The sequence below is a fragment of the Streptomyces brasiliensis genome, from assembly GCF_014647875.1.
Lineage (GTDB): Bacteria > Actinomycetota > Actinomycetes > Streptomycetales > Streptomycetaceae > Streptomyces > Streptomyces brasiliensis.
In genome coordinates, this window is sequence record NZ_BMQA01000003.1 from 71,986 (window position 1) to 96,323 (window position 24,338).

Annotated in this window: 19 protein-coding genes and 6 pseudogenes; 8 read left to right on the forward strand and 17 right to left on the reverse strand. The window is 69.6% G+C overall.

All coding sequences use genetic code 11. The features are described from left to right. Window positions 1-258: 258 nt before the first annotated feature. The 11 genes and pseudogenes from IEZ19_RS06230 to IEZ19_RS06285 form a co-directional block, all read right to left on the reverse strand. A pseudogene (locus IEZ19_RS06230) lies at window positions 259-552 on the reverse strand (Dps family protein); the annotation flags it as partial. 109 nt (window positions 553-661) lie between these two features. Next, window positions 662-784 carry a hypothetical protein gene (locus IEZ19_RS54125; RefSeq protein ID WP_444545185.1) on the reverse strand — a complete coding sequence of 41 codons (123 nt, stop codon included), beginning with the start codon at window positions 782-784 and terminating at the stop codon, window positions 662-664. 95 nt (window positions 785-879) lie between these two features. Further along, on the reverse strand, window positions 880-1,908 hold the full coding sequence (locus tag IEZ19_RS06240; protein ID WP_189309997.1) for an SAM-dependent methyltransferase: 1,029 nt from the start codon (window positions 1,906-1,908) through the stop codon (window positions 880-882). Between the two features lie 212 nt (window positions 1,909-2,120). Next, window positions 2,121-2,813: an SDR family NAD(P)-dependent oxidoreductase gene (locus IEZ19_RS06245; protein WP_189309998.1), complete on the reverse strand. Its 693-nt coding sequence runs from the start codon at window positions 2,811-2,813 to the stop codon at window positions 2,121-2,123. Between the two features lie 124 nt (window positions 2,814-2,937). After that, on the reverse strand, window positions 2,938-3,261 hold the full coding sequence (locus tag IEZ19_RS06250; RefSeq protein WP_189309999.1) for a putative quinol monooxygenase: 324 nt from the start codon (window positions 3,259-3,261) through the stop codon (window positions 2,938-2,940). Window positions 3,262-3,329: 68 nt separating this feature from the next. After that, window positions 3,330-4,154 (reverse strand): alpha/beta fold hydrolase, encoded by an 825-nt coding sequence (locus IEZ19_RS06255; RefSeq protein WP_189310000.1) that lies wholly within the window; start codon window positions 4,152-4,154, stop codon window positions 3,330-3,332. A gap of 160 nt (window positions 4,155-4,314) precedes the next feature. Next, complete coding sequence (locus tag IEZ19_RS06260) at window positions 4,315-7,074, reverse strand: ATP-binding protein (RefSeq protein ID WP_229840000.1); 2,760 nt, start codon at window positions 7,072-7,074, stop codon at window positions 4,315-4,317. Window positions 7,075-8,072: 998 nt separating this feature from the next. Further along, on the reverse strand, window positions 8,073-9,311 hold the full coding sequence (locus tag IEZ19_RS06265) for a low temperature requirement protein A (RefSeq protein ID WP_189310002.1): 1,239 nt from the start codon (window positions 9,309-9,311) through the stop codon (window positions 8,073-8,075). After that, on the reverse strand, window positions 9,308-9,976 hold the full coding sequence (locus IEZ19_RS50460) for a putative antibiotic biosynthesis monooxygenase (RefSeq protein WP_229840002.1): 669 nt from the start codon (window positions 9,974-9,976) through the stop codon (window positions 9,308-9,310). The genes IEZ19_RS06265 and IEZ19_RS50460 overlap by 4 nt, the downstream gene beginning before the upstream one ends. Before the next feature lie 149 nt (window positions 9,977-10,125). Continuing rightward, window positions 10,126-11,583 carry an aldehyde dehydrogenase family protein gene (locus IEZ19_RS06280; RefSeq protein WP_189310004.1) on the reverse strand — a complete coding sequence of 486 codons (1,458 nt, stop codon included), beginning with the start codon at window positions 11,581-11,583 and terminating at the stop codon, window positions 10,126-10,128. A gap of 158 nt (window positions 11,584-11,741) precedes the next feature. Next, window positions 11,742-11,978 (reverse strand): annotated as a pseudogene (locus IEZ19_RS06285) (transposase); the annotation flags it as partial. Here IEZ19_RS06285 and IEZ19_RS06290 point away from each other — a divergent pair. Then, a pseudogene (locus IEZ19_RS06290) lies at window positions 11,973-12,227 on the forward strand (transposase family protein); the annotation flags it as partial. The pseudogenes IEZ19_RS06285 and IEZ19_RS06290 overlap by 6 nt on opposite strands. A 25-nt stretch (window positions 12,228-12,252) precedes the next feature. On the opposite strand, the gene IEZ19_RS06295 reads toward IEZ19_RS06290, so the two are convergent. Next, a complete protein-coding gene (locus tag IEZ19_RS06295) occupies window positions 12,253-12,831 on the reverse strand; it encodes a hypothetical protein (protein WP_189310005.1) in 579 nt (192 codons plus the stop codon). Between IEZ19_RS06295 and IEZ19_RS06300 the strand changes: the two genes are divergently transcribed. The 5 genes and pseudogenes from IEZ19_RS06300 to IEZ19_RS06330 all read left to right on the forward strand — a co-directional run. After that, complete coding sequence (locus IEZ19_RS06300) at window positions 12,821-13,039, forward strand: hypothetical protein (RefSeq protein ID WP_189310006.1); 219 nt, start codon at window positions 12,821-12,823, stop codon at window positions 13,037-13,039. The genes IEZ19_RS06295 and IEZ19_RS06300 overlap by 11 nt on opposite strands. 297 nt (window positions 13,040-13,336) lie before the next feature. Further along, window positions 13,337-13,768, forward strand: coding sequence for an Rrf2 family transcriptional regulator (locus IEZ19_RS06305; protein WP_189310007.1), 432 nt, complete (start codon window positions 13,337-13,339; stop codon window positions 13,766-13,768). Between the two features lie 92 nt (window positions 13,769-13,860). After that, a pseudogene (locus IEZ19_RS06310) lies at window positions 13,861-14,004 on the forward strand (SDR family NAD(P)-dependent oxidoreductase); the annotation flags it as partial. Window positions 14,005-14,339: 335 nt separating this feature from the next. After that, window positions 14,340-14,756: a nuclear transport factor 2 family protein gene (locus IEZ19_RS06325; protein WP_189310008.1), complete on the forward strand. Its 417-nt coding sequence runs from the start codon at window positions 14,340-14,342 to the stop codon at window positions 14,754-14,756. Window positions 14,757-15,304: 548 nt separating this feature from the next. Then, window positions 15,305-15,562 (forward strand): annotated as a pseudogene (locus IEZ19_RS06330) (aldo/keto reductase); the annotation flags it as partial. A gap of 451 nt (window positions 15,563-16,013) precedes the next feature. Here the strand turns inward: IEZ19_RS06330 and IEZ19_RS06335 are convergent. After that, complete coding sequence (locus IEZ19_RS06335; RefSeq protein ID WP_189310009.1) at window positions 16,014-16,868, reverse strand: SDR family oxidoreductase; 855 nt, start codon at window positions 16,866-16,868, stop codon at window positions 16,014-16,016. Between the two features lie 31 nt (window positions 16,869-16,899). After that, entirely contained in the window at window positions 16,900-17,103 is a 204-nt protein-coding gene (locus tag IEZ19_RS06340; RefSeq protein WP_229840004.1) for an NAD(P)H-binding protein, read from the reverse strand. Between IEZ19_RS06340 and IEZ19_RS06345 the strand changes: the two genes are divergently transcribed. Continuing rightward, entirely contained in the window at window positions 17,096-17,791 is a 696-nt protein-coding gene (locus tag IEZ19_RS06345; protein ID WP_373296922.1) for a TetR/AcrR family transcriptional regulator, read from the forward strand. The two genes, IEZ19_RS06340 and IEZ19_RS06345, sit on opposite strands and share 8 nt — an antisense overlap. 266 nt (window positions 17,792-18,057) lie before the next feature. On the opposite strand, the pseudogene IEZ19_RS06350 reads toward IEZ19_RS06345, so the two are convergent. The 3 genes and pseudogenes from IEZ19_RS06350 to IEZ19_RS06360 all read right to left on the reverse strand — a co-directional run. Beyond that, window positions 18,058-18,855, reverse strand: a pseudogene (locus IEZ19_RS06350) (ATP-binding protein); the annotation flags it as partial. Window positions 18,856-19,113: 258 nt separating this feature from the next. Continuing rightward, a complete protein-coding gene (locus IEZ19_RS06355; protein ID WP_189310012.1) occupies window positions 19,114-19,395 on the reverse strand; it encodes a hypothetical protein in 282 nt (93 codons plus the stop codon). After that, window positions 19,392-19,757, reverse strand: coding sequence for a TraB/GumN family protein (locus IEZ19_RS06360; RefSeq protein WP_189310013.1), 366 nt, complete (start codon window positions 19,755-19,757; stop codon window positions 19,392-19,394). The genes IEZ19_RS06355 and IEZ19_RS06360 overlap by 4 nt, the downstream gene beginning before the upstream one ends. Before the next feature lie 957 nt (window positions 19,758-20,714). Between IEZ19_RS06360 and IEZ19_RS06365 the strand changes: the two genes are divergently transcribed. Then, a complete protein-coding gene (locus IEZ19_RS06365) occupies window positions 20,715-23,969 on the forward strand; it encodes a type I restriction-modification system subunit M (protein ID WP_189310014.1) in 3,255 nt (1,084 codons plus the stop codon). Window positions 23,970-24,338 lie beyond the last annotated feature (369 nt).

Sequence of the window (24,338 nt, forward strand, 5' to 3'; positions counted from 1 at the left end):
CGAGGAACTTGTCGGCCGGCAGGCGGGTGATGCCCCGGTCCTGCACGACGAAGCCGACCATCCTGAGGACGGCGCGCCTACCGCGCGGCGCCTCGGGGGCGCTCAGTGCGGGGCCGAACTCGGTGAGGTCCGATTCCTCGATCGTGCCGGACGCGAGGGCGTGCAGGAACTCGCCGGACTCGAGAATCGCCTCGCGTTCGTCGATGACTACAGCGGCGTCGGCGAGGAGCCCGCCGGGCAGTCGCCCATGGCGGAGCGCCAGCCGTCCGTCGGGCCCGGCAGCGCGAACGCCGAGGCGATCGCCTCCGGCCGGCCGTCCGGCGGGAGACCGAGCGTCGCGGCCCGTTCGGCGACCGTGTCGGCGGCCTCGCGGATCACCGTCACCAGTTCGTCGAGCTGCAGGTGGATGGAGCGGAAGCGAGGCCCCACGATGTTCCAGTGCGCCTGCTTCCCGATCAGCGAGATCCCGAGGAGATCCACGAGGGTGCTCTGCAGCACGCTCCCGGCGACCTGACGGGCCGCGTCGGGAATCGTGCTCTTCATGACAGTCATACGGCGGTTCTCCTTGCGTAATCGTCTCCGGCGATACGGAGCAGCGCGATACGTTCCGGTGGCGGGGTGAGCGGTGGGCCCGCTCACTGGGCGTCGTCGTGGTGTGGGTTCAGGCGGTGTGGAGGGTGACGGCGGCATGGGCGGCGTCGGTGTCGCCCAGGGCGTTGAGCATGACGAAGTCGATCGCCGCCATCGCGTTCACCGAGAACCGGGCCCCGCGCCGCCGCACCACGGGGTCTGTCCCTTCTCACCCCAGGTGCGGCCGGTGACCTGGTTGGAACAGATACCGACCTGCTCAACGAAGAGGATTTCGCCGCCCGGTTGTTCTCACTGTCCGCGGCGGCCGAGGACGAGCCGACCGACCGGGGTGGGTGCAACCTCCACGCCGGTGAAGCCGCCGGCCCGCAGCTCCGCGGCCAGGTCCTCCGCGCTCACAACAGACGGGACCCCGCGGCAGTCGGCGACGAGCGCGTCGAGGGATGCGCCCAGGCCGGCGGACGTCGAGCCGTCCGCCGGCGCGGCGATTTCCTGTGCGAGAAGTAGACCGCCCGGGGCGAGTGCGCGCCGGATGGCGGCCAGGGTGGACTCGCGGGTGTGGCTCGGGAAGAATGCCTGGGCCCAGTAGCAAACACCGTAGACCGCGTCGTCGTCGAGCTCCTGGGCATTGGAGTGCCGGATGTCCAGGCGTGCGGCCACACCGGCGGCCTGGGCACGTTGCCGCAGTTCCTCGACGACGTCGGAGGCACGCTCGACGGTGACAGCTCGCAGGGCGGGGTACTCCACCAGCGTACTCAGCACGGCTCCGCCGACCCCGCTGCCGACGTCCAGCAGGGGACCGCCGGCGGCCAGCCGGTCACGGTACGCCGGTAGCGCGTCGTAGGCCATCGCGAACATGCTGCGCGCGGCCTCGGTGGGCCGGACGCCCCAGTCGCGGGCGATGACCAGCGCGTCCGACTCCCAGTCGTACGCGGTGGGCGGGGAGAAGGCAGAGTGCACCCGGTCGAGTGCCGCGTTCGATGCCTCCAGCACGGTCGCCAGTTCCACGCCGGAGGCGCCGGCGTGCAGAGCGCCGAACTCCGGGCTCAGCACGAAGGCGGGCGAGGAGTCGTCCGCCTTTCGGACCACCCCGGCAGCCTGGAGTACCTCGATGATCCGGCGGGCCCGGTCGGTGGTGATGTCACTGACGGTGGCGAGGGCCTCCACGGTGATGGGCCGGGTCAGAAGGTCGAGCGTCTTCGTGTCCGATGCCGCCTGCAGCAGAGCGAGCAGCTCGGCACCCCGCGCCCACTGCTGTATCTGTGCACGCCCGGCGAAGGCCGCCTGCAGGGCGCCGAGTTCTGCGAGCCGTTCGTCCATCGTGATCTTCCTTCTCGTGGGGTACCGATCGCTGCGACCGCGAGATCGACGCGGGGCCGGTGGTCCGATCCGGGGGAGCTCCCCGCGCCGGCCTAGGTGGTCTCAGGGGCTTGGCGACTGAGTCCTGATTCCCTCGGTGAGGGCCCGTCGGCCCTCACCGGTGCGCCGGGTGTGTGGTTGTCAGGACTGTCGCGGGGTCGGGCCTGCCGCCGTCACCAGGGGAGCACGCCGGCGCGGTCGGTAACCGTGCCGGTGGGCGTGTCGGGCCCCAGGGTGGCGATACGCACCGCCGCCTCCGCGCCCTCCTCGACGCTCTGCCCGATGTGGCCGGTGAACTCGGTCGCGGTCTGGCCGGGGTCCACCGCGTTGAAGCGGACGTCGGGGATCGTCCTGGCGTACTGCGTGGTCAGCATGGTGACCGCGCTCTTCGACGAGCCGTAGGCGGCGAGCGGATACTGCGACTCGACCCGCTCCGGGTCGTGGGTCAGCGTGAACGACCCCATACCGCTGGTGACGTTGACGACGGACGGGGCGGCCGCCTTCCGCAACAGGGGCAGGAACGCGTGCGTGACGCGCACCAGGCCGAAGACGTTGGTTTCGTAGACGTGGCGGATCTGGTCGGCCGTCATGTCCTCGGGGGCCGTCACTTCACCGAGGATCCCGGCGTTGTTGACGAGAATGTCCAGGTGGCCGGCCCGCGCCCCCAGCGTCTCGACCGCCGCGTCGACCGACGCGTCGTCGGTCACGTCCAGCTGGACGAAGTCGGCGCCGAGCCGGTCGGCGGCCTTGCGTCCGTTCTCGGCGTCCCGGGCTCCGATCCAGACCGTCTGGCCCGCCTGGACGAGTCTGCGCGCGATCTCGTGGCCGAGGCCTCTGTTGCCGCCGGTGATCAATGTGGTGGTCATGTCGTGTCTCTCTTGTGCGTGTCGTCGCAGCGGGTGCTCCCGCACAAGCGGTCACCGGGAGCACCCGCGGGATCGGTTCGTGGTGGTGCGGCCCGCCGGCGTCGATGCCGGCGGGCGTCCGGCGTTAGTGGGCGGGGCGGAACGGGCGCAGGAGGCGGATGCCGTCCTCGATGGACCCGTCGATCAGTTCGAGCATCTGCGGGACGAGTTCCTGCATCCGGGGCGCGGCGAGGTGGGCGTCGAGGTGGGCGCGGGTCTCCCAGCGTTCGTAGATGACGAATTCGCCGGGCCTGCCCTCGACTTCGTGGGCCTCGTAGTCGATGTTGCCGGGGTCGTTGCGCGAGGGGGTGACGGCGGCGGTGACGAACGCCTTGAGGTCGGCCTCCCTGCCCGCCTTCGCCTTCGCGTCCCAGACGACGGTCACGTATCCGTTGGGTGTTGCGGTCATGGTGGTTTCCTTTTCTGTTCCGTGTTGTGTTCCGTGCTGACGGGCTGTGTGTCGGTACCGGGCCGGTGTCAGCTCTCGATGAAGTCGAGGAGGTCGGCGTTGATGATGTCGGCGTTGACGGTGCACATGCCGTGCGACAGCCCCGGGTAGACCTTCAGGCGCGCGTTCTTGACCAACGTGACCGCCATCTCGGCGGAGTCGGCGATCGCGACGATCTGGTCGTCGTCGCCGTGCATGATGAGCGTGGGCACGTCGATCGCCCGGAGGTCGTCGGTGAAGTCGGTCTCCGAGAACGCCTTGATCCCCTCGTAGTGCGCCTGTGCGCTGCCGGTCATTCCCTGGCGCCACCAGTTCTGGATGACGCCCTGGGAGATGTCCGCGCCCGGGCGGTTGAACCCGTAGAACGGCCCGGAGGCGAGGTCGAGGTAGAACTGGGAGCGGTTGGTGGCCACGGCCTCGCGGAAGCCGTCGAAGACCTCGACCGGCAGCCCTCCCGGGTTCGATTCGGTCTGGACCATGAGCGGCGGGACCGCTCCGATGAGGACGGCCTTGGCGACCCGCCCGGCACCGTGCCTGGCGACGTACCGGGCGACCTCTCCACCACCCGTGGAGTGGCCGACGTGGACGATGTCACGCAGGCCGAGGTGCGCCACCACGGCGGCGGCGTCCGCCGCGTAGTGGTCCATGTCGTGCCCGTGGCCGACCTGGGCGGAGCGCCCGTGCCCGCGGCGGTCGTGGGCGATGACACGGTAGCCGTGCTGGACGAGGAACAGCAGCTGGGCGTCCCAGTCGTCCGAGCTCAGCGGCCAGCCGTGGTGGAACATGACCGGCCGCCCCGAGCCCCAGTCCTTGTAGAAGATTTCGGTTCCGTCGCCGGCGGTGACGAACGGCATGGTCTGCTCCTCGTGGTCTCGCCCGGGTACCGGGCGGTTTCGATGTCTCCACGAGAATGGCTCGGCCACCGTACCGACAGCCTCCGTCAGCTGACTGACATCCGGCCGACGGCACGCTTACTTCAGTACCGGGGCAGTGCTGAGACCCGACCGGTAGCTCTCACAGCCGGGTGGCCGAAGGCTCGGGAGGCAGCGCCTCCAGTGCGTCGCGGAGCTCGGCCCGCGATGTGATCCCCAGCTTCGGGAACACATGGTAGAGATGCGACGACACGGTCCGCGGCGAAAGGAACAGACGCGACGCGATCTGCGGGTTCGACAGCCCCGTCGCCGCCAGCCTGGCGACCTCCAGCTCCTGCGGGGTGAGGGCCTCACCGGCCTTGCCCCGGCCGGTCCGCGTCATGCCGGTGGCGCGGAGCTCCGCCGCGGCCCGGGCCTCCCACGAACGGGCCCCGAGCTCCTCGAAGCAGCCGCGGGCGGCGGCCAGCTGCACCCGGGCGTCACGGTTGAGTCCTTGCCGGCGAAGCGCTTCGCCGTACGCCAGACGAGCACGGCCGACCTCGAAGGGCCACTGCTCGACGCCCGGCAGTGCGAGGGCCTCCTCGAAGCACCGGACCGTGTCCTCGGCAGGCGATGTCATCGCCGTGACCGTGGCCGAGCTCAGCGCGAGCCGCGACGAGAGGTGGCCGACACCGGCGTCGCGCAGCGCGTCCGCGTGCCGTCGCGCCTCCGCGTGCCGCCCGGTGCGCACGGCGGCCTCGACGAGGTCCGGCGCGGACCACACGGCCTCGGGGTTGAACGGCGGCAGCACACCCGGGGCGCAGATCGCTGTGGCGTGCCGGAAGGCCGTCTCGAAGTCGGCGGCGCCGAGGGCCGCCCGGGCCGCCGCCTGGTGGGCGCAGTTCTCCAGCCGCCGCAGTCCCCTGGGCCCCGACCACTCCCAGACGGCCTCGCAGTGGCGGCGGCACGCGTCGAGGTCGCCGCGCTGGGCCGCGGCCATCGCGGCGACGTAGTGCCCCACCTGGGCGAACAAGTGGTATCCCGTCTCCTCGGACAGTGCGATGAGCTCGTCCGCGGCGTCGGCCGACGGCTGCCACCGGCCGGTGTAAAGGTCGTCCAGGGCGACGAACATCAGGGCCGGCATGCTCGACCCCACCGCGCCGCCGTCGCGTATGACCCGGGACACGGCCTCGCGGCAGCCCGGAAGCCGGTCGAGGTAGGAGGCGGTCAGGGCGGTGCGGACGACCACGTCGGCGTCACTCTGGTCCCTCAGCCGCGAGATCTCCTCGTCCAGGCGGCGCAGCATGCCGTCGGTGACGGAGCCGAGGTCGTGGTGGACGCGCCCCAGGGACGCCGCGGCGGCGGGTGCCGCCTCGGGGATCCGGGCGAGCATGTCGACCAGAGGCTGCCAGTGCTCGGGCCGGCCCGAGTACTGGCTGGCGAGGGTGAGGGTGAACAGCGCGGTCTCCAGCTCGCCGGACGGCGGACCGGGCGACATCGGCACCTGCTCGATCGCCTCCATCAGCAGCGCGTGGGCGGTGTCGGCGTCGCCTTCCGTGACGAGCACGAGGAAGCCGGCCGTCGCGGCCGCCGAGAGCGACCGGGCCACCGGATCGCCCTCGACCTCACGCATGATCTCGTGGCTGACCTCCAGATGACCCGCGACCCAGGCGGCGACGTAGGCGGCCTGCGACAGGCGGCGTCTGCGGGCCGCCCGGTCGGGACTCAGCTCGGCCGCGCGCCGCAGCCTCGCGATCGCGCCGTCGGCGTCACCGCGTCGCAGGCTGCTGCGGGCCGCCGACTCCACGACGGCGGCGACCGCCTCGTCGGGCGCCGTCGTGGCTCTCGCGAGGTGATCACCGCGCCGCTCGGGCTGGTCGCCCAGCGCGTCGGCCAGCCGGCGGTGGGCGCCGCGCCGCTGCTCGCCGGTGGAACCGTCGACCACCGCGGTCCTGACCAGCGGGTGCCTGAAGCGCACCGCGCGGCCGTTCTCCGCGACCATGACCAGATGGTCGCGCTCCGCGGGAGCGAGTTCCTCAAGACTGCCCGGCCCGCCGGCCGCCTCGAGGACGCCGATGTCGCCGGAGCCCTCGAGAGCCGCGAGCAGCAGTACCTCGCGCGTTCTCTGCGGCAGTCGTCCGACGCGGGCGCCGTACAGAGCGCGCACGTCCCGCCCCGGACCGCTCGCCCACCTCGCCCCTTGGCCGTGCCGGTCACTGGACACCCCGGTGGACCCGGCGAACTCGAGCAGAGCCAGGGGGTTTCCCTGCGCCTCGTGCGCCACGGTCGAAAGAACCCGGCGGGGAAGGTGGGCGAAGCGCCGGGACAGCAGCCGCAGGGCGTCCGCCTCACCCAGCGGCGCGATCTCGAGCTCCGGCAGACCGGTGGACCGGAAGGATTCGCCGGAATCCGCTCGCTGTGCTCCGAGCAGCCCGATGCGGCGACCGCCCAGTCTTCTGGCGACGAAACCCACCGCAGCCCGGCTCGCCTGGTCGACGGCATGAAAGTCATCGACCACGAGGAGCAACGGCCGCTCCTTCGCGGCCTCGTCGAACAGGGACAGTGCCGCGTTCAGGACGGCGATCCGGCTCGGCGCGGGACCGGCGCCGAGACCGAGGGCGACTTCGAGGGCCTCCCGCATGGAACGCGGCAGACGACCGACCTCGTCCGGCAGCGAGCCGACGAGCTGATGGAGCCCCGCGAAGCTGATGTCCGTCTCATACTCGACGCCGCTCCCGCGGACGACCCGCACTCCCTTCGCCACCGCCAGCTCGGCGGTCGCGTCCAGGAGCGCCGTCTTCCCCACGCCCGGATCACCGGTGAGCAGCAGGACGGCTCCGTCCATCCCGGCCATGTCCAGGAATGCCGCAAGCTCGGCGAGCTCGCCCTCCCGGCCGACCAGCCCGGTCGGGCCGACACCCATGTCTGTCCTTGACTTCGCCCGCATCCGCCGTGTCCCTCGCCATGCCTCGCGAGGCAGTCGAACCACCAGCCACGCACTTGACCAGCAATTATCGCACCCACCGGCAAACGGAGTGTGAAACCATCGGCTTCGCCGACACCCGCAGCTCCCAGACGAAGATCATGCAGAACACCAGCCGGGCGCTGCAGCCCCACCGCAACGACAGCACGAAGGTCACGCGGGTCATCGTGCCGGTCTCTCCCCCGCCTGGCAAAGACCCGGCCGGCATGGTCGCTTCCGTCAGCTACCGCACCTTCGTCGCCGTCCTCCGAGGCCGGCGCAGCCATGATGAACGACTCGTGGGGCAGCTCGCCTCCCGCGCCCACAGCAGCCGACAGCGCACGATCCACGTCCGACGCGACGAAGACGGACGGATCGTCGGCGCCGGCGCCGGCGGCGGCGGCGGCGAGGACGACGGCGAAGACCAGGAACACGCCGACGCCGACGCCGCTGTCGAGTCCGCCCCGCTCCACTTCTCCACCCCGCGCGAGGCGATCCCGATGCTCTTGAGAATCGGGAAGGGCTTGTCGGTAGCGATCAGGTCTGCCTCGTTGATGGTGACGTGGCCCTGTAGTGGAGCCAGAGGTAGTCCTTGGTGGAGAACAGGTCCTCGATGTCAGCCTTCCCGGGGAGCCCTCCGAGTCGGCTGATGACGGTGATGTGGTGGCGTCGACGTTGGTGGCCTGAGCGGCGTTGAGGACCTTGGTGGTCTCAGCTCCGTCGATGAGGACGCGACCCACTCGGCGGTGCCCACAGCGCGTACGGTCGCGTGGGTCACCGCGCCCGCGCCCCGCCGTGAGGACGTCGTCCAGGGCCGGCGGGTTCGCGGTGCCGAGCGGGTGCGTCCCCGTCGTCGGCGTGAACAACGTGTCGCCGCCGTTGACCAGGTGCACCGGGCGCACGGCACGGGCGCCGTCGTACGCCGTGCCGGCCGGGTTTCCGCGGCGGTGAGGGTGCCCTCAGAGAACTTGCACCGCGACGCTTTCCTTGCCCCTCCCGCGCTCCGGGCTCGCCCCGAGCGCCGTCAGCGTCACCCCGGTTGCCACCGCCAGCGCCGCCACCAGCCCCGCCGCGAGCACCGCCCAGCGACCCAGGAACGTACAGACGACCACCAGCAGCGCCGTGGCCGGCAGCACCGACTGCTGGGCGATCCCCACCTTGTAGAAGCGCGAGTGCAGCGCCCACACCGTGAGCAGGAACAGCGCTGTCGGCAGCGTCACCGCCGCCGCGGACAGCGCCGAAAGGTGCGCCTTGCCCACCGCCTGCTCCACCGCCACCTTCAGGCCGGCCCCGATCGCGGCACCCGAGACGAAGATCAGGTAATGGCCGTAGCCCCAGAGGAAGGACTGCCGGTTGGACCGGAGGTGCCCGTGGATGGGGACCGCGAAGTACACCCACCAGGCGGCGAAGATGATCAACAGTCCGCCGGCGGCGATGGGCAGCAACTCACCCAGGGCCTGGTGCTCGTCGATCCCCGACTTCACGGCGACGGTTGCCGCCGCGACGGTCTCGCCGAGCACGATGAGCGTGAGCAGCCCGTACCGTTCGGCGATGTGGTGGGGGTGCCACGGCGTGGGGTGGGCCCGCTCCGCATACAGCGGTACGGCCATCTCCAGCAGCGCCATCACCAGGAAGACCCACGGGCGGCCGGCCTCCGGCAGGGCCAGTAGCCCCAGCCAGCCGATCTGGCACAAGCCGATGGCGTACCGCAGCGCCATCGTCCGCTCGGGGCCCTGGCTCGACCGCGCCACACGCAGCCACTGCGCCGTCATGGCGAGCCGCATGATCACATAGCCCAGGATGACGACCAGGTACGCGTGTTCCTCGAACGCCTGGGAGACGCCTGCCGTCAGGACGAGCACGCCGGCTGTCTGGATCAGCGTGACGATCCGGTACAGCACGTCGTCGTTGTCGTAAGCCGAGGCGAACCACGTGAAGTTCATCCACGCCCACCAGATGGCGAAGAAGATCATCAAATAGTTGAGGATCCCCTCGCCCGCGTGTCCCTCGACCATGGCGTGCACCAACTGGGCGCCTGCCTGGTCTATGGCCACGATGAAGCACAGGTCGAAGAAGAGCTCCAGTGAGGAGACGCCGCGGTGGGTCTCGTCGCGGCCTCGCGCCGTCAGCCTGCGCAGTGGTCTGTGGTGTGCGGGCGCCGCGGAGTACACCGGCGGCGGAGCCGGGCTGCTTGTCATCTGGTGAGCCAAGCTCCGAAACGCCGCTGCAGTCGGGGATTGATCTGCCAGACCATCGCCGCTGCCGCCGCCGGGACGAGTACAGCGAGTCGCACCGGCAGGTACAGATCCTCCAGAACAGGATTCGTGGCCAGGCCCAGCAGGACGATGGTGGGGTAGATACCGCACACGGTGAGGAGCCACAGCTTCCAACGCCGGACGGCGGCCGGAACGGTGGGGCCGAGCCGGGGTTCGGCGTTCGCGAACGCGTTCCGGCTCTGCTCCCGGAGCGTGTGCCGGATGTCTGTCACTGCCGGCGGGTTGGGCAGTCCAGGATCGTCGGCATCGTGGGCATCGTGGGCATGGGAAACAATTCTCTCGTTCATGAACTGGACCACTCCAAATCGAAATGCTGCGTATCGTTTTGATTCCATCGGTTCCTGCGCGGCCGAGGCGATGTCGGCGCTGCGTGATGGGCTGCCCGCGCGTACCAGCGGCAGCAGTTGCCGGGGGAGCAGCACCGGGCTCGGATGGTTCACCGCCAGCCTCTGCCGGCGCCGTGCCGCCACTTCGGCCGCGAGTCGCTGGGTCTTGGCCGGAGCGGACAGGTCGGCGATGTAGTGCTCGGCCCTGAAATGCCGCGCGATCGGCACCGGTTGCTGCGGGTTACGATCGTGCGGAAGCAACTGGTGCCCGGCTTCCGGGGGCTCCTCAGCCAGAGCGAGACCAAGACCGTTCGCCGCTCCGGTGATTCAGAATCGACGCCCGGTGCAACCTTCTCGCGCAGGGGGACGGCCCGGCGCCCAGGTAGGCGCCGGGCCAGGTCATGATCTGATCAGTGAGCGGACTGGGTGTGGTCCTGCTCCACATACACCTTGAGCGCCTGGAACTCCTCGATCGCTCGCGGGCCGCACAGATAGCCGTAACCACTTCCCTTGACGCCGCCCTCCTCGAAGTCCTCACTGATGGCTCCCCAGGTGTTGATCCATACGGTGCCGGTGCGGATGCGCCGGGCGATCCGGCGGGCCTTCATCGAGTCCGAGCTGAACACCGAGGCGGCCAGGCCGTAGATGGTGGCGTTCGCCTTGGTCACGGCGTCGTCCTCGTCGTCGAAGATCTCGAACGTCTGGACCGGGCCGAAGACCTCTTCCTGCACGATCCGGACGTCGGTGCGGTCCACCTCGACCAGGCTCGGCCGGTAGAACGCGCCGGCGGCCAGGGGGCCGTCGGTGACCACGCCGCCGCGCAGCAGTACCGTGCCGTACGAGGTGGCTTCCTCGACGATCGCGTCCACCCGCTGGGCGGACGCCCGGTCGATCACCGGGCCCAGCTGGGCCTTCTCGTCGTCGCCCGAGCCGAGCCGCACCTGCGCGAGCGCGCTGGTGAGCCGGGTGCGCACCTGGTCGGCGATGTCCCGGTGAACCAGTACGCGGGAGCCGGTGCAGCAGAACTGCCCGTTCATCAGCACCAGCGACTGCACCACGGTCGGGATCACCATGTCCAGATCGGCGTCGGGAAGGATCACCATCGGCGCCTTGCCGCCCAGTTCCAGACCGAGCCGCTTGAGCGTGGTGGAGGCCGCGGCCGCGATACGGCGCCCGACCGGCGTGCTGCCGGTGTAGTTGATCACGTCGACCTTGTCCGAGGAGACAAGGAACGGGGCCCCGGTGTTGCCGGACTCGGTGAACACGCTGACCACGCCCGCCGGGATCTCCGGGACCGAGGCCAGGACCTGCGCGAAGAGCTCGTTGGTCAGCGCCGTCTGAGCCGGAAGCTTGACCACGACGGTGCAGCCGGCCGCCAGCGCCGGGCCCAGTGCCCGCACGGTCAGCATGATGGGGGAATTCCAGGGAGAGATGATCCCGGCGACACCGAGCGGCTCGGGCACCGAGTGGGTGTACTGGCCAGGTGCCGTCTCGGCGGCGCGCCCGGCGGTCTGGGTGCGCGCAGAGGCCGCCGCGTACCGCAGCCACCCGACCGCACCGCTGACCTCCCACATGGTCTCACCCAGCAGCTTGCCGTTCTCCCGGGACAACATGGCCGCAACCTCGGGGACCCGGGCCTCAAGGGCGTCGGCCAGTCGGCTGAGCGCGGTCGCCCGAAGCGAGGGAGTGCGCGCCCATGCGGTGGTCTCGAACGCGGCGGCGGCGGCGTCCACGGCGGCCGAGGCCTCCGCCTCGCCACCGTCGTAGAACGAGCCGACGACGGTGCCGTCGGCCGGGTTGATCGATTCCAGAACCGAGCCGGAGCCGGTCCACCGTCCATTGATCCAGTGCTGCGCGATGGTATTCATGGTCCGCTCCTCGTGGTCCCGCCCGGGTACCGGGCGGATTCGATGTCTCCACGAGAATGGCTCGGCCACCGTGCCGACAGCCTCCGTCAGCTGACTGACATCCGGCCGACGGCTCGCTTACTGAGTGTTTGGTCCGGTGATTCGTGTTTGGTCGCGGGTCAGGTGCCGCGCCAGTTGGGGCTGGCTTCGCCGGTGAGGCGGCGGGCCATGAGGTCGATCATCGCGAGGTGGATCATGGCTTCGGAGCGGTGCGGGTGTCGCTCGTAGTCGCGGGCGAGACGGCGGTGGTGCATAAGCCGGCCGATGCTGCGTTCGATGGTCCACCGCCGCGGCCTGATCGTGAAACCCCGGGCACCGGGCGGGCGGTGGACGGGCTGGACGTCGATGCCCAGGCGTTCGTCCTGCTGGACGGGACCCTGCTGCCGATCGACCGGATCGCCGCGGACCGGCCGTATTATTCCGGGAAGCATAAGAAGCACGGGATGAACGTGCAGGTCATCGCAGACCCCTTCGGTGGGCTGCTGTGGGCCTCACCGGCGCTGCCTGGTGCCGTCCACGATGTCCGCGCGGCCCGAGAAATCGGCATCGCCGATACCCTCGCCGAGGCAGGCATCAAGTGCTGGGCCGACAAAGGCTACCGAGGCACTTCGTCCGCCACGTGAACGGGAATCAGACACCGCACCGTACCCGCCCGCGCCCCGGCGACAAACGACGACGGGTCCCTCCGACGGGTGGCCGCGATGGGGAGGTGGGACGGCTCGGTTGTCGGGGCTCCGGAGTTTCGTGGTCGACCTGGTCCAGGCGCTCGATGCGCTGGGGGAGCAGGGCCCGCTGTTCGGCGATCTGCTTACCGAGCAGCCGGTAGGACCCGCTGCCTCCGGCGGCGTTGACCTGTTCCTGGGCCTGGCGGTGCATCTGGTCGGCCTGGTTGCGCAGGTCGAGCGCCTGGGAGCGCAGTGCCCCGATTTGCTCGGCGCGCTGGGTGGTGCGGTCGCGTAGGGCGTCGGCGTCGGCCAGCATGCCCTTGCGCCACGGCAGCATCCGCTTGAGGGCGGCCCGCTCCCGGATACGCCGCTCGACCTGCAGCTCCTGGTGGTTCGTGTCGTACATGCCGCGGATCTGGGCGTCGACGCCGTCGGCCCGCTGGTCGGCGTGGTGGGCGCGGGTCAGCAGGTCCTCGGCGGCGTCCAGACGGGCCACGGTGCGGGCGTATGCCTGGCGGCCCGGGGCGGCGTCGGTGCCCAGCACGGCGCGCAAGTCTTCGGCCTGGGTGGTGAGTGCGTGGGACACCACCCGGGCCCGGAGCCTGACCGAGCACATCCGCCGCTTCGGCGAGTACTCCACCCACGAACTCGGCATGCAGCCCGAGGCGTACGACCCGCACCTGGACGTCGACTTCAGCCCGCTCCGAGGCAACGACCCGCCCGCCCCGGACGGCTACGGCCAGGCGGCATGATCAGGAGAAGTCGGCCCTGGAGTCCTGCTGGCTCAGACGCCAGGGGACACCTGACCCGCCGGTAGGTTGGCGGGGCCCTATCGCCGTTCGGCTTCTGCTTGGGTGCTGGCCCTGGGTGCGTCGCAGGACTCGATAGACGGTGACCTGGCTGACGGAGAAGAGCTCGGCGATGGTGTGCTCGCGGGTGACGTGCTCCTTGACGAGGCCGGTCCGGCCAGCACCGTAGAACTTGCCGCATGTCATTGTAACGACTACTGTTACGACTGGACCGGAGGAACGAGGGAGGTGGAGTCCGACGTGAGCGCGAACAGCAGACTGACCATTGCGGCGCACGCCCTGACATGGATCGGGCTGTACCAGCGGCGCGGCCACGAGGTCGCCACCTCCGAGCAGATCGCGACGAGCGTCAACACCAACCCGGTGGTGATCCGCCGTCTGCTGGGCGAGCTGCGCAAGGCCGGCCTGGCCGATTCACGGCGGGGGGCGGGGGCGGGCTGGATACTCGCGCGGGACCTGGCGGCGATCACCCTGCTCGACATCTACCAGGCGATCGAACCGGGACCGGTCTTCGCCCTGCACCGCGCGACACCGAACCCTGAGTGCGTCGTGGGCCACGGTATCGGGCCGGCGATGACCGCCGTGTACGACGGGGTGGAGGTCGCCCTGCGTGGAGAGCTGGCCAAGACCACGCTGAAGGACGTGCTGCGGGACATCTTGCAAGCCGCCTGAGCCCGGGTCGTCAACTTCCCCTGACCGGGGGAGGTTGCTTTCCACGCCCATAAATGTAACAAGAATGATTACATCAAGGAATGGAGAATCTCATGGGGCAGCTGGACGACAGACCGCCCTCGTCACCGGGGCCTCCAGCGGCATCGGCCTGGCGATCGCCCGCCGTTTCGCCGCCGAGGGTGCGACCGTCTTACCTGACCGGGCGCCGCAAGGCCGAACTGGACGCCGCCGTCGCCGCCGCCCTCTACCTGGCCGGCGATCAAAGCAGTTTCACCACCGGCGCGGAACTGTTCGTCGACGGCGGCGCCACAGGGGACGCATTCGACGCCCCGGGGCGTCTGAGCCGCGTACTTGCGACCGTCGCCAGGGCAACGGTCGCGACACAACGGCACGGCAAGTAGTGAGTCATGAAAAGAGCCGAATTCGGGTTCGCGCCGGTCAGCCTTGGCGCGCTGTGTGAAGGCGGGGCGCTCATGCAGCTCGGCGGGCCGTTGAGCGGCAAGCACTTCCTGTTCCAGGGCTGAGGCCCGACCGACACCTCAAGCAGACGAAGAGACAAAGGACGAGAACGATGGCAACAGACGCTCAGACCTCGGGGACCGTGGCCGAGAAGTTCGTGGAGCGCCTCGGCAGGCAGGACCCCGACGGCATCCAGGAACTGTTCGCCGAGGAGATCGACTGGCACGTCCCCGGCAGTGACGCGCTGCCCTGGACCGGGCGCCGTACCCGCCGGGAGGAGGTCGCGCCGTACTTCACCACTATGTGGCCGCACTTCGCGCACGGCAGGAGCAAGGTCGTGCTGGAGCGATTCATCGTCGACGGTGGTGACGTGGTGCTGCTGGCGGTCTTCACGCACACCGTCGCGGCCAGTGGCAAGGAGTTCACCACACCGGTGGCCATGCACCTGGCGGTCGAGGACAACCGGATCGTACGCATGCACCTGTACGAGGACACGCTGACCGTCGCCGAGGCGTTCGACGTCGGCTGAGCGCAGGGGACTCAGGCGCCCCGCGGCCCGGGGCGGCTCGGCCAGGCATGTACGTAGAGGGGCAGCCGAGATACGGCAGAAACGGATAGCAGAACTCGCCCCGGCCGATCGCTGCCGGTCAGCACGGTGGGGTGATCGACCTTCGGCGCTGGCTGCCGATCAGTCCCCCAGCGTCGCCAGTCCGTCGGCCGGTGTCGCCTTGTCCACCAGCGTGCCGCCTGTCGGGTCTGCCACACTGGGGACTTGACCGGCGCCCCGAACTTTCGCGCCCCCACCGTGTTCCACCGGTCTCCGGCCTCCTCGCCCGGTTGATTGGTGTTCGCAAACGTTCGAATGAAGACAGAGGCGCCAGGCGTCCAATGAACCCGGACTTTCCGCGGTCTCGATCCAATGAGATCCGATGGCGGATGATGACAGCGTTTGCTGACAGATAGGGTCGCATCCGACCACCGACACGGGGAGCGGCATGGCCAACCTGGTCTACAAGCGGGTGTCGACCGACCGGCCCGGCAGAACCTCGTCCTCGCCGAGGCCGGGATCGAGGCCCCCGGGACGAGAAGGGAGGCTGGCCCCCGGCGCGCAAGCCGGAAGACCTGCGCCGGGCCGTCCAGGAGAACGTGGAAAACCTCGGTCTCGAGATGCTGGATGTGGTGAACCTCAGGCTCGGCGACGCCCAGGGACCCCAGCCCGGCTCGCTCGCCGAGGCGCTCGAAACACTCGTCGAACTCCAGCGGCAGGGCCTGATCCGGCAGTTTCGGGTGCAGGCGGCCCCAGCAGCGGGCCGTCACGCGGCCGTACCGGTCGTGGACGGTAGCCGATTCCTGGACGGGCTGTGGGTGGGTGGCCGGGTCGGCAAGGCGGAACGCCTCGCCGTGACGCGGTTGCCGGCCTTTGGCGGACCCCTTGCGACGTCCTGGCGGACAGTGCATGACACGGTCGGCGCGGATCCGCCCGAGTAGGCGGACCGGTGCGCTGTCGGGCACCCCCACCGCCTTGAGCTGCTCGGTGATCTTCGGGTCGCGGGTGATGTCGCCGCGGGCGGAGGCGAGCATCATCAGGGACAGCAGAATCGCGAGGATGACGTAGGCGATGAACACCGGGCAACTCCAGGGCGGGAAAGGGAGGGGCCGCCGATCGGCCCAGGGATACGTTGCGACAAGCGATGGAGCCGCTGTGATGCGGGTCGTGGCGGCACCGCGCGCGCGGAGTGACGAAGGGGCGGGTGGCGGCACGGCCACCCGCCCCTTCGTCTGAAGATCAGGCCCAGGTGCGCAGGGTGTCGGCCAGCGGCTCGGTCGGGTGACCGATGAGGCGGGCCAGGTCGCCCGGGGTGGGGGCCATGGCGCCGTCGCGGAGGTTGGCGTTGAGGGTGACCATGAAGCCGGCGGTGCCTTCGTCGAGGCCGAAGGACAGGAGCCGCTCGCGCTCCTGGTCGGAGGTGAGCGGCTGGTAGCTGACCGGCTTGCCGAGGATCTCGGCGGCGGTGGCGGCGAACTCCTCGAAGTTCCAGGCGGTGTCGCCGGACAGCTCGTACGCCTTGCCCTCGTGGCCGGGGGTGGAGAGCACGACGGCGGCGGCCTCGGCGAAGTCCTTGCGCGGGGCGGTCGCGAGGCGTCCGTCACCGAGGCTGTTGGTGATGACACGGTGCTCGCGGGCGGACTTGAAGTCCTGCAGGTGGTTCTCGGTGTACCAGCCGTTGCGCAGGAACGTCGCCGGGATGCCGGAGGCGGTCACCAGTTCCTCGGTCGCCTTGTGGTCGGCGGCCAACCGCAGGATCGTGTCGGGCGCGTTGAGGCCCGAGGTGTAGATGAGGTGGCCGACGCCGGCCTTGCGGGCGGCCTCGATGGCGTTGCCGTGCTGCGCGACCCGCTTGCCGAGATCGCCGAAGGACACCAGCAGCAGCTTCTCGACGCCGTCGAGGGTCTTGGCGGTGCCGTCGACGTCGTCCAGGTCGATGACGGCGGTGCGCAAACCGCGCTCGCCGAAGGCTGCCAGGCGTTCGGCGTCGCGGCCGAGGGCGAGGATGTCGCCTGCCGGGAAACCACGCTCGAGGAGAGCGTCGACGGTGAGGGTGCCGAGCTTGCCGGTGGCGCCGATGATCGCGATGGTCATGAGGACTTCTCTTCTTTCCTGTGAAACGGCTTCAGTTGCTGATGGCGGGCGCGCGGCCGGTGTACGTCGTGTCCTCGACCTGCTGGGCGGTGAACGCGGCGATGTCGGCGCGGCTGACGGGGAAGCCGAGCTTGTCCGTGCCGAAGAAGCCGACTCGCGCGCGGGGCTGCTTCGGCTTGTTGTTCGGGGCGATGAAGCGGACGATCGTCCAGTCCAGGCCCGAGTTCATGATCATGACAGCCTCAGCAGCAGTCCCCGGCGACGACTCGAACCAGCAGCCCGGAGCAGGGCTGCGCGCGGACGCCGAACGCAACCGCTGCCGCATCCTGGCCGCCGCCCGCCACCTGTTCGCCGAGGAAGGGCTCGGCGTCTCCATGGCCTCCGTCGCCCGGGAGGCCGGCGTCGGCAAGGCGACGCTCTCGCGCCGCTTCGCCACCCGCGACGAGCTGATCAGCGCCGTCTTCGCCGACCGCATGGACGCCTACGCCGCCGCCACCCGTGAGGCCCTCGCCGACCCCGACCCGTGGCACGGTTTCATCGGCTGCATCCACGCCGTCTGCGCCATGCAGGCCGCCGACCGCGGCTTCGCCGACGTCCTCACCCTGACCTTCCCCGCCGCCAAGGCCCTGGAGGCCCGCCGCGCCGAGGCGTACAACGGCCTCCTCGAACTCATCGACCGCGCCAAGGCCACCGGCCACCTGCGCGAGGACTTCACCGACCGGGACATGCCGATCCTGCTGATGGCCAACGCCGGCGTCCTCAACGCCGCCGGCGACGCGGCCCCCGACGCCTGGCGCCGCCTGGTCGCCCACATGATCCGCTCGTACGCCACCCCGGACGCCCCGGTCCCACCGATCCCCGACGCCCCCACACCCAGCGCCCTGTACCGGGCGATGGTCCGCCTGGCCCGCCACGCGGACTGAACCCGGCACAATGCCACGCGGTCGCCGCGCAACCTGGGCAGGCGCTCAGCACGAGCGGGACGCGGCGGTGCATGGTCGGATCGGTCCCCTCGGCGCCGTTCGTGCCGGAACGGTTCCCCGGAGTGGTGTAACCAGTGACTGGACGCGGCGCCCGCTCTTCAATGCTGGAGGAGAGATGGGACGAGCCCGCATACGTACGCGTCGGCGGACCGAGAACACCGCCCTGGCTGTGACGCTGTTGGTGGGCACCGCGCCTGCCGCGGGGTCTACCCGATCCCGTACAGCCCCGGCAGGTCGACCAGGAGGAGGCCATCACGGTCGGCCGCAGACTCGGTCACGTCCGGGTAGAAGCCGTGCAGGGAGAACAACGCCAGCGTCGTGCCCGTGGTGTCATAGCCCTGGTCGGTGAGCAGACCGCGGATGTGTTCGAGACGCTTCAGATCGCCAGTGCCGCGCCGGGCGGCAGTTGCCTTGGCCTCCCCGATGAGGGCGGTCCTGGCCCGGGGAGCCTGCGGGCGCTCGCCCAAGGCCAGGGCGATGACGTCGACCTCGTGCTTGGTGCGGGCAGCCGGGTCGGCGACCTCGGTGGTGCCGACCGGGCCGGGCAGGCCGCCGGGAAGGAGGGTGTGGGCGTAGCGGCGGGTGAAGGTGCGGGCGAGGTCCTCGAAGTGGGGGCCGAGGATCTTGGAGTTGAAGGTCGGCGCGGCCGCATGCCATGCCTGTTCCGCGAAGCCCTGCTCCACGATGGCGGCCTGCGGCAGGGTGATGAGCTGGTTGAAGCGAATGACCGGGTCGGCAAGCGTGGTGACCGGGTGGCGGGGGCGCAGGATGTCCTGCTCGCGCTGGATGTAGCCGGTGGACTCCAGGACGTCCAACGGGTGTGTGACGGCGTTGCGTTGACGTTCCAGGGCTGCACCGATCTTCGTGGGGGTGGAGGCGCCCTGGGCAATCGCGGTGAGGATGTCGTAGTAGAGGGTGTGCTGGGTGATGCGCGGGTCCTCACGCAGCAGGTACTCCGTCTCCGTGCGCGAGTGGACCGCCCTGCCCGGGTCCAGGAGAGTACGTACGGCCGCGTCGGCCGCACGCTCCTACGCCAGCTCATCCTGCTCGACTGACCGCCACCGGCACCGACTACGAAAACCTTGGAGGACCCCGGTCTTCGGTGTAACTCCCGATCATGGTGCCGACGAGCAATTCAGGCAGTTGGTCGACCGGGCCCGTGCGAGTAGGTGTGTACTGCTTCGTTAGGAAACTGCTCCCCGGACGTTGGTTGCAGCAGGCCGTCACAGCTTCCTGTCGGGCGCTGGTGCCGCTTCGCAGTGTCAAAGAAGGTGAAACGGCGGAACCACTTCGACCACGGCAAGAAGGGGCGGTCGGCTGTACGGCAGAGACTGGGTCGTGAACCAGCCTCCGCACGGCAGGTCATGCCGACGGGCCGTCCCCGAGGTGGGCTCGCCGAGCTCGGCGGGATCAATACCGAGGTTCGCCATCTCGACGAGCTGATCGGCGATGATTTTCACTTCGCCCCGGACAATCTGCGGATAGCTGATCTCGTCCTCGGCATGGAAGGCGTACTCCCATACCCAGAGGTGGTCGAAGCTCACCGAGCGCCCGCCTCGTGAAGGCCCACCTCGACTGCGGCACTACGGCGGATGCTGCTGATCTCCGCGGCAATGGCGCGTGCCTCGTCCAAGCTGGCGGCCCTCGCCGCGCGCGCCTCCAAGTCACGGAGGCGGGCAGATGTCTCCGGCCTACGGGCTATGGCCACTTCCACGGCCCAGCCCTGCACGAAGTTCCGCAGCGGTGTCGCGGAGACACTCAGCCGGGCCTTGGCCGTGGCCGCCACCCGCGCCTCGTCGAACCGGGGAAGCAACTCTGGTGCGACCTGCGCGAGGGCCGAGCGGATCGCCTCCACCTGCATGGGCGGCTGCGGAACATCGGCCGCCTCGTGCGCAGGCTCACTCATCGTCGCGCTCCTCTCCTTGGCTTGTCCCGACGAGCGTGCACCTGGATCTCTGCAGATATCAAGCGCACCCGTGGAACAACACCCGATCGAAAGCCCCCGCACTACCGAAAGCCGCCGTCGCCGCTCGATGCGGCCGCTTGAACATCACTCTGTGCAACCAGATGCGGTCATCCGCAGCAGGGCCTCGCAGCCCTTCGCACAGAGCACCGTTCTTGGCGAGCCACCATGTCGTGCGGGGTCTCCGGCCTCTTGTGTGCCGCCGAGCTCCAGCGTCAAACGAGCGTCAAGAGTCCCGAAAACCACCCGTCCCACCCGCCACCCCAGCACAAAACCCCAGGTCAGACGGATGCCCGAGCCTCGACCTGTTTCATCCCCCGAAACAGGTCAAGATCTCCGACTCGCTCGCAAAACCGCAGGTCAGCGACCCTTCCCCACCGGCTCAAGGATCGCCACGCACTCCACGTGATGCGTCATCGGAAAGATGTCGACCTGGACGGGTCACGAAAAAGCCCAGGTCAGAGGCAGTCTGTCCGCCCGTTGTCCCGCGTACGGGAACTCGGAGCGTCAAACGAGCGTCACGCCACACAATCCATCCTCGCGCTTCGCGACAGGCCGCCCGCGCCCGAACCGACGACGCGCCAGCTGCGACGGACTAGAGGGATTGGCTGGAGTGAACCGAGCAGTGCTTCGTCAGGTCTGGCGTTCACGTCTGGTGCGGAGCACATTGCTGATATGAAGTCTGGGCAGGTGTAGCGGCTTCGCTGAAAGAGCACGACGGCTGACGTCCGGTCGGCTGATCGACGCTTGATGAGGGACGACCGACGACGGTGGCGACGCCCAGGTCCCCCAGGTACCGCCACCGGCATGTCGGAGTCCCGTACTCCTCGTGGGGGCCCGGCCGGCCGCCCGCCATGGGATGATCAGTCCCGTGGAAGGCGCCGGTCTGCGGAGGACAGCATGAGTGACGGCACCGGGCATCTGTCCAAGCTCGTCTGGTCGGTGGCCGACCTGCTGCGCGGCGACTTCAAGTCTTCCGAGTACGGGCGGGTGATCCTGCCGTTCACGGTGCTGCGCCGGCTGGACTGCCTGCTAGCCCCGAGCCGGCAGGCGGTGCTCGACGAGGCCGAGCGCACCGACGGTGAGCAGGAGCGTGAGCAGCGCCTGACGGCCGCCTCGGGGTGGCCCTTCTACAACTCCAGCCGATTCTCCATGGAGAGCGTGCTCAGCGAGCCGGATCACGCCGACCGGTTACTCCTGGCCCATGTCAACGGGTACTCCCGGAACGTCAGGGAACTGCTGGACGGCTTCGAGTTCGAGCGGACCGTCAACCGCCTGCACCAGGCCCGACTCCTCTACCGCGTCGTCGCGCAGTTCGTCTCGATCGACCTGGGGCAGATGATCACCGACGACCACATGGAGAGCCTCTTCGAGGAGCTCGTCAGGCGGTTCGCGGAGAGCGGCAACGAGGCGAGCGGGGAGCACTACACCCCCCGAGACGTCGCCCACCTGATGGCCGGCTTCCTCGTCTCCGCCGACTCGGACCTCCTGACATCGCCGCATGCCGTCCGCACCATCCTGGATCCGGCCTGCGGGACGGCCGGTCTGCTGACCGAGGCTGCCTCGTACATCGCGTTGATGAACCCCCAGGCGGACGTCACGCTGTACGGCCAGGAGATCAACCGGGAGTCATGGGCGATCTCCCGTGCCACCATGATGACCAGTGGTCGCCGGGCCTCGACGATCGCCTTCGGGAACGTCTTCGCCGAGGACGGGCACCAGGGAACCGCCTTCGACTACCTCGTCGCCAATCCGCCGTTCGGCGTCGACTGGAAGAAGAGCGAGTACGCGGTCCGGTCGGAGCACGAGCAGCTCGGTTTCGCGGGCCGCTTCGGAGCCGGTCTTCCCCGGATCAACGACGGCTCACTGCTCTTCCTCCAGCACATGCTGGCGAAGATGAAGCCGGTGAGCGCCTCGGGCGAGGGCGGCAGCCGAATCGCGGTCATCTTCAACGGCTCCCCGATGTACGTCGGAGGTGCGGGGTCCGGCGAATCGGACATCCGGCGGTGGATCGTGGAGAACGACTGGCTCGAGGCCGTGGTCGCGCTGCCCGACCACCTCTTCTACAACACCGGCATCAGCACCTACCTGTGGGTCCTCAGCAACCGCAAGCCGGCACAGCGCAGGGGCCAGGTGCTGCTGCTGAACGCTCAGGACCAGTGGCAGCGGATGCGCCGCTCCATCGGCTCTAAGCGCAAATACATCACGTCGGATCAGATCGCCGAGATCACCGGGCTCTACCTGGAAACCATATCCGCCGACCCCGCCCAGCAGCCGGACGACCGGGTCCGCGTCGTCTCCACCCACGAACTGATGTACCAGCGCGTCACGATCGATCAACCGCTGCGGCTCAAGTACGAGCTGTCCGAGGAGGTCCTGACTCGGCTCGCCGAATCGCGCGTGATCCAGAAGACCCATGATCCCGCTGCCCTGGTGGCCGCCCTGCGTCCGCTGGTCGGCTCGACGTGGACGAGGGGCCAGGAGGCCGTCACAGCGCTACGCCGGGCGGTCGCCTCGGCCGGCGTGAGCTGGCCGCGCGGGAAGGTCTTCGAGGCGGCGGTCCGCAAGGCCGTCGGCGTACGCGATGGCGACGGAGAGCCGCAGCGGATCGGCGAGGCGTACGAGCCGGATCCCGAGCTGCGCGAGTTCGTCCACCTGCCGCTGCAGGTGGATCCGATGGACCACCTCCGACGCGAAGTGCACCCGACCGCTCCGGATGCCTGGATCGACGACAGCAGGACGCGGGTGGGTTGCGAGATCCCATCCGCGCTCTTCTACCGGCCGGAACTGGACGGCGAGTTCGAACTGCTGCGTAACCTGGCCAGGTTGGAGACCACGCGGGTCCACCCGCCGCAGCGCGGCGAGGAGCAGGAGGACGGCGCCGACCGGCCCAAGCACCTGCGCGCCCAGGACCTCCACGAGGCGGACTCGGCCGTTGAGCTCCCGGACGCGCCGGAGGATGGGGTGGCGCTGACCCTGTGCTCGGGCGGCATGCTCGTCGGACGGCCGGGGAACTGGCGCCTGCTGCCGCAGGGCTTCGGCGAGGCGGCGACCTCGCTCTTCGTGCTGCAGCCGCTCCGAGGCAGCGGGCAGGCGCTCTGCGAGTGGTTGAACTCCCGCAAGGACAACGGTCAGTACCCCAGCGCTCGCGATCTGCTGGACACGCACGTCCCCGTCGACCTGGTGACCGACAGCGAGGTGGAGAGCCTCCTGGAGACCGTGCAGGAGGGGCGGCGCGCACTGCGGACCACGATGTCGGGAATCTTGCCCAACGTCTTCGGCAGCGGCGAACGGGACGTCCAGGGGGTTCGGAACGAGATCAGGGCCGCCGCCCACGAGGCCGGCCTGATCGGCGAACTCGTGCGCCCGCTGGACGACCCAATCTCGCGCGCCGAGTGGAGCTTTCCGTACCACGCCGCCGCGCTGTCCCGTCGGTACCGGGTCAGCACGCACCCGGCGGAGCGGAAGGACGGACTGCTCAAGCTGGGCGAGGGCCTGGCCCGGGTGCTAGGTGTGCTGGCGCTCACCGAGCTCGCCGCATCGAACGGCTTCTCCCGGAACCTGCGCAAGCAGTTCCGGACCGGCGCCACCTTCGGCACCTGGCTCTGGATCCTCGATCGGCTGGAGGCCGAGGGAATCGAGCCCCGCATCCAACAGCTCGCCACCGTGCGCGACCGGGGAAACGCACGCGCGCTACTGGGCCACATCAAGGATTTCAGGAACACCTCGCACCACGCGCACGGCGTCCGCGCCAGCCATCAGCTGGCGGAGGACGTCGAGCGGCTGGAACCGCACATCGTGCGGGCGATCAGCGCGGTCAGCTGGCTCTCTGGGACGCACTGGGACTGGGTGGAGCGGTGCGAGTACCTCGACGAGGGCTCGTACCGGATAGTCGGGCTCCGGCTGAGGGGCAGCCATCCGAGCTGGGAGCCGTTCGAGCGGCCGAGCACCCAGCCGCTTCGGCCCGACCGCATCTACGTGGACAGTGCCCCGTACGGGGCTCCGGTCGATCTCTGGCCGTTCGCTGTCGTCAGCCTGTGCGAGGAGTGTCGGACCCGGGAGCTCTTCCTGCTCAATGAGGTCCGGGACGACCAGCTGACGCTCCGCAGCCTGGAGGAGCATTCGCTGGAGATGACGTACGGCCCGCCCGAGTAACGGCGGGGGCGAGGCTCAGCGACCTGGCGCGACTGCGCCGGGATCGGGACCGGGATTCGGCGACGCCCACCTCCGGCCGATCCGGTTTCACGATCTCCGTCGTTCCACGGCGACGCTACTCCAGGAACAGGGCGTCGAAGTTGTCGTCATCAAGGAACTCCGATGTTCCAGACCATGACCACCAACGACTAGAACTCCGACTTACCCACCGCGGAAGGCGAACCCAACACCGCACCGATCGGCACCTCGTCTCCACCTACCGGGCACCCGTCGCCGGAGACTCCTGTACCGGAGTCATGGCCCTCTCAAAGCGGCGCCCGCGCCATGCTCCACTCGGTAGCTCTCCGCGCCCGTCCGATGTCAGTGAGG

Excerpts from the sequence above, each read along its gene's own strand:
- IEZ19_RS06240 (WP_189309997.1), bottom strand. The coding sequence starts at position 1,908 with ATGGACGAACGGCTCGCAGAACTCGGCGCCCTGCAGGCGGCCTTCGCC.
- IEZ19_RS06245 (WP_189309998.1), bottom strand. The coding sequence starts at position 2,813 with ATGACCACCACATTGATCACCGGCGGCAACAGAGGCCTCGGCCACGAG.
- IEZ19_RS06250 (WP_189309999.1), bottom strand. The coding sequence starts at position 3,261 with ATGACCGCAACACCCAACGGATACGTGACCGTCGTCTGGGACGCGAAG.
- IEZ19_RS06255 (WP_189310000.1), bottom strand. The coding sequence starts at position 4,154 with ATGCCGTTCGTCACCGCCGGCGACGGAACCGAAATCTTCTACAAGGAC.
- IEZ19_RS06260 (WP_229840000.1), bottom strand. The coding sequence starts at position 7,074 with ATGGGTGTCGGCCCGACCGGGCTGGTCGGCCGGGAGGGCGAGCTCGCC.
- IEZ19_RS06265 (WP_189310002.1), bottom strand. The coding sequence starts at position 9,311 with ATGACAAGCAGCCCGGCTCCGCCGCCGGTGTACTCCGCGGCGCCCGCA.
- IEZ19_RS06280 (WP_189310004.1), bottom strand. The coding sequence starts at position 11,583 with ATGAATACCATCGCGCAGCACTGGATCAATGGACGGTGGACCGGCTCC.
- IEZ19_RS06325 (WP_189310008.1), top strand. The coding sequence starts at position 14,340 with ATGGCAACAGACGCTCAGACCTCGGGGACCGTGGCCGAGAAGTTCGTG.
- IEZ19_RS06335 (WP_189310009.1), bottom strand. The coding sequence starts at position 16,868 with ATGACCATCGCGATCATCGGCGCCACCGGCAAGCTCGGCACCCTCACC.
- IEZ19_RS06345 (WP_373296922.1), top strand. The coding sequence starts at position 17,096 with ATGATCATGACAGCCTCAGCAGCAGTCCCCGGCGACGACTCGAACCAG.
- IEZ19_RS06340 (WP_229840004.1), bottom strand. The coding sequence starts at position 17,103 with ATGATCATGAACTCGGGCCTGGACTGGACGATCGTCCGCTTCATCGCC.
- IEZ19_RS06360 (WP_189310013.1), bottom strand. The coding sequence starts at position 19,757 with ATGAGTGAGCCTGCGCACGAGGCGGCCGATGTTCCGCAGCCGCCCATG.
- IEZ19_RS06365 (WP_189310014.1), top strand. The coding sequence starts at position 20,715 with ATGAGTGACGGCACCGGGCATCTGTCCAAGCTCGTCTGGTCGGTGGCC.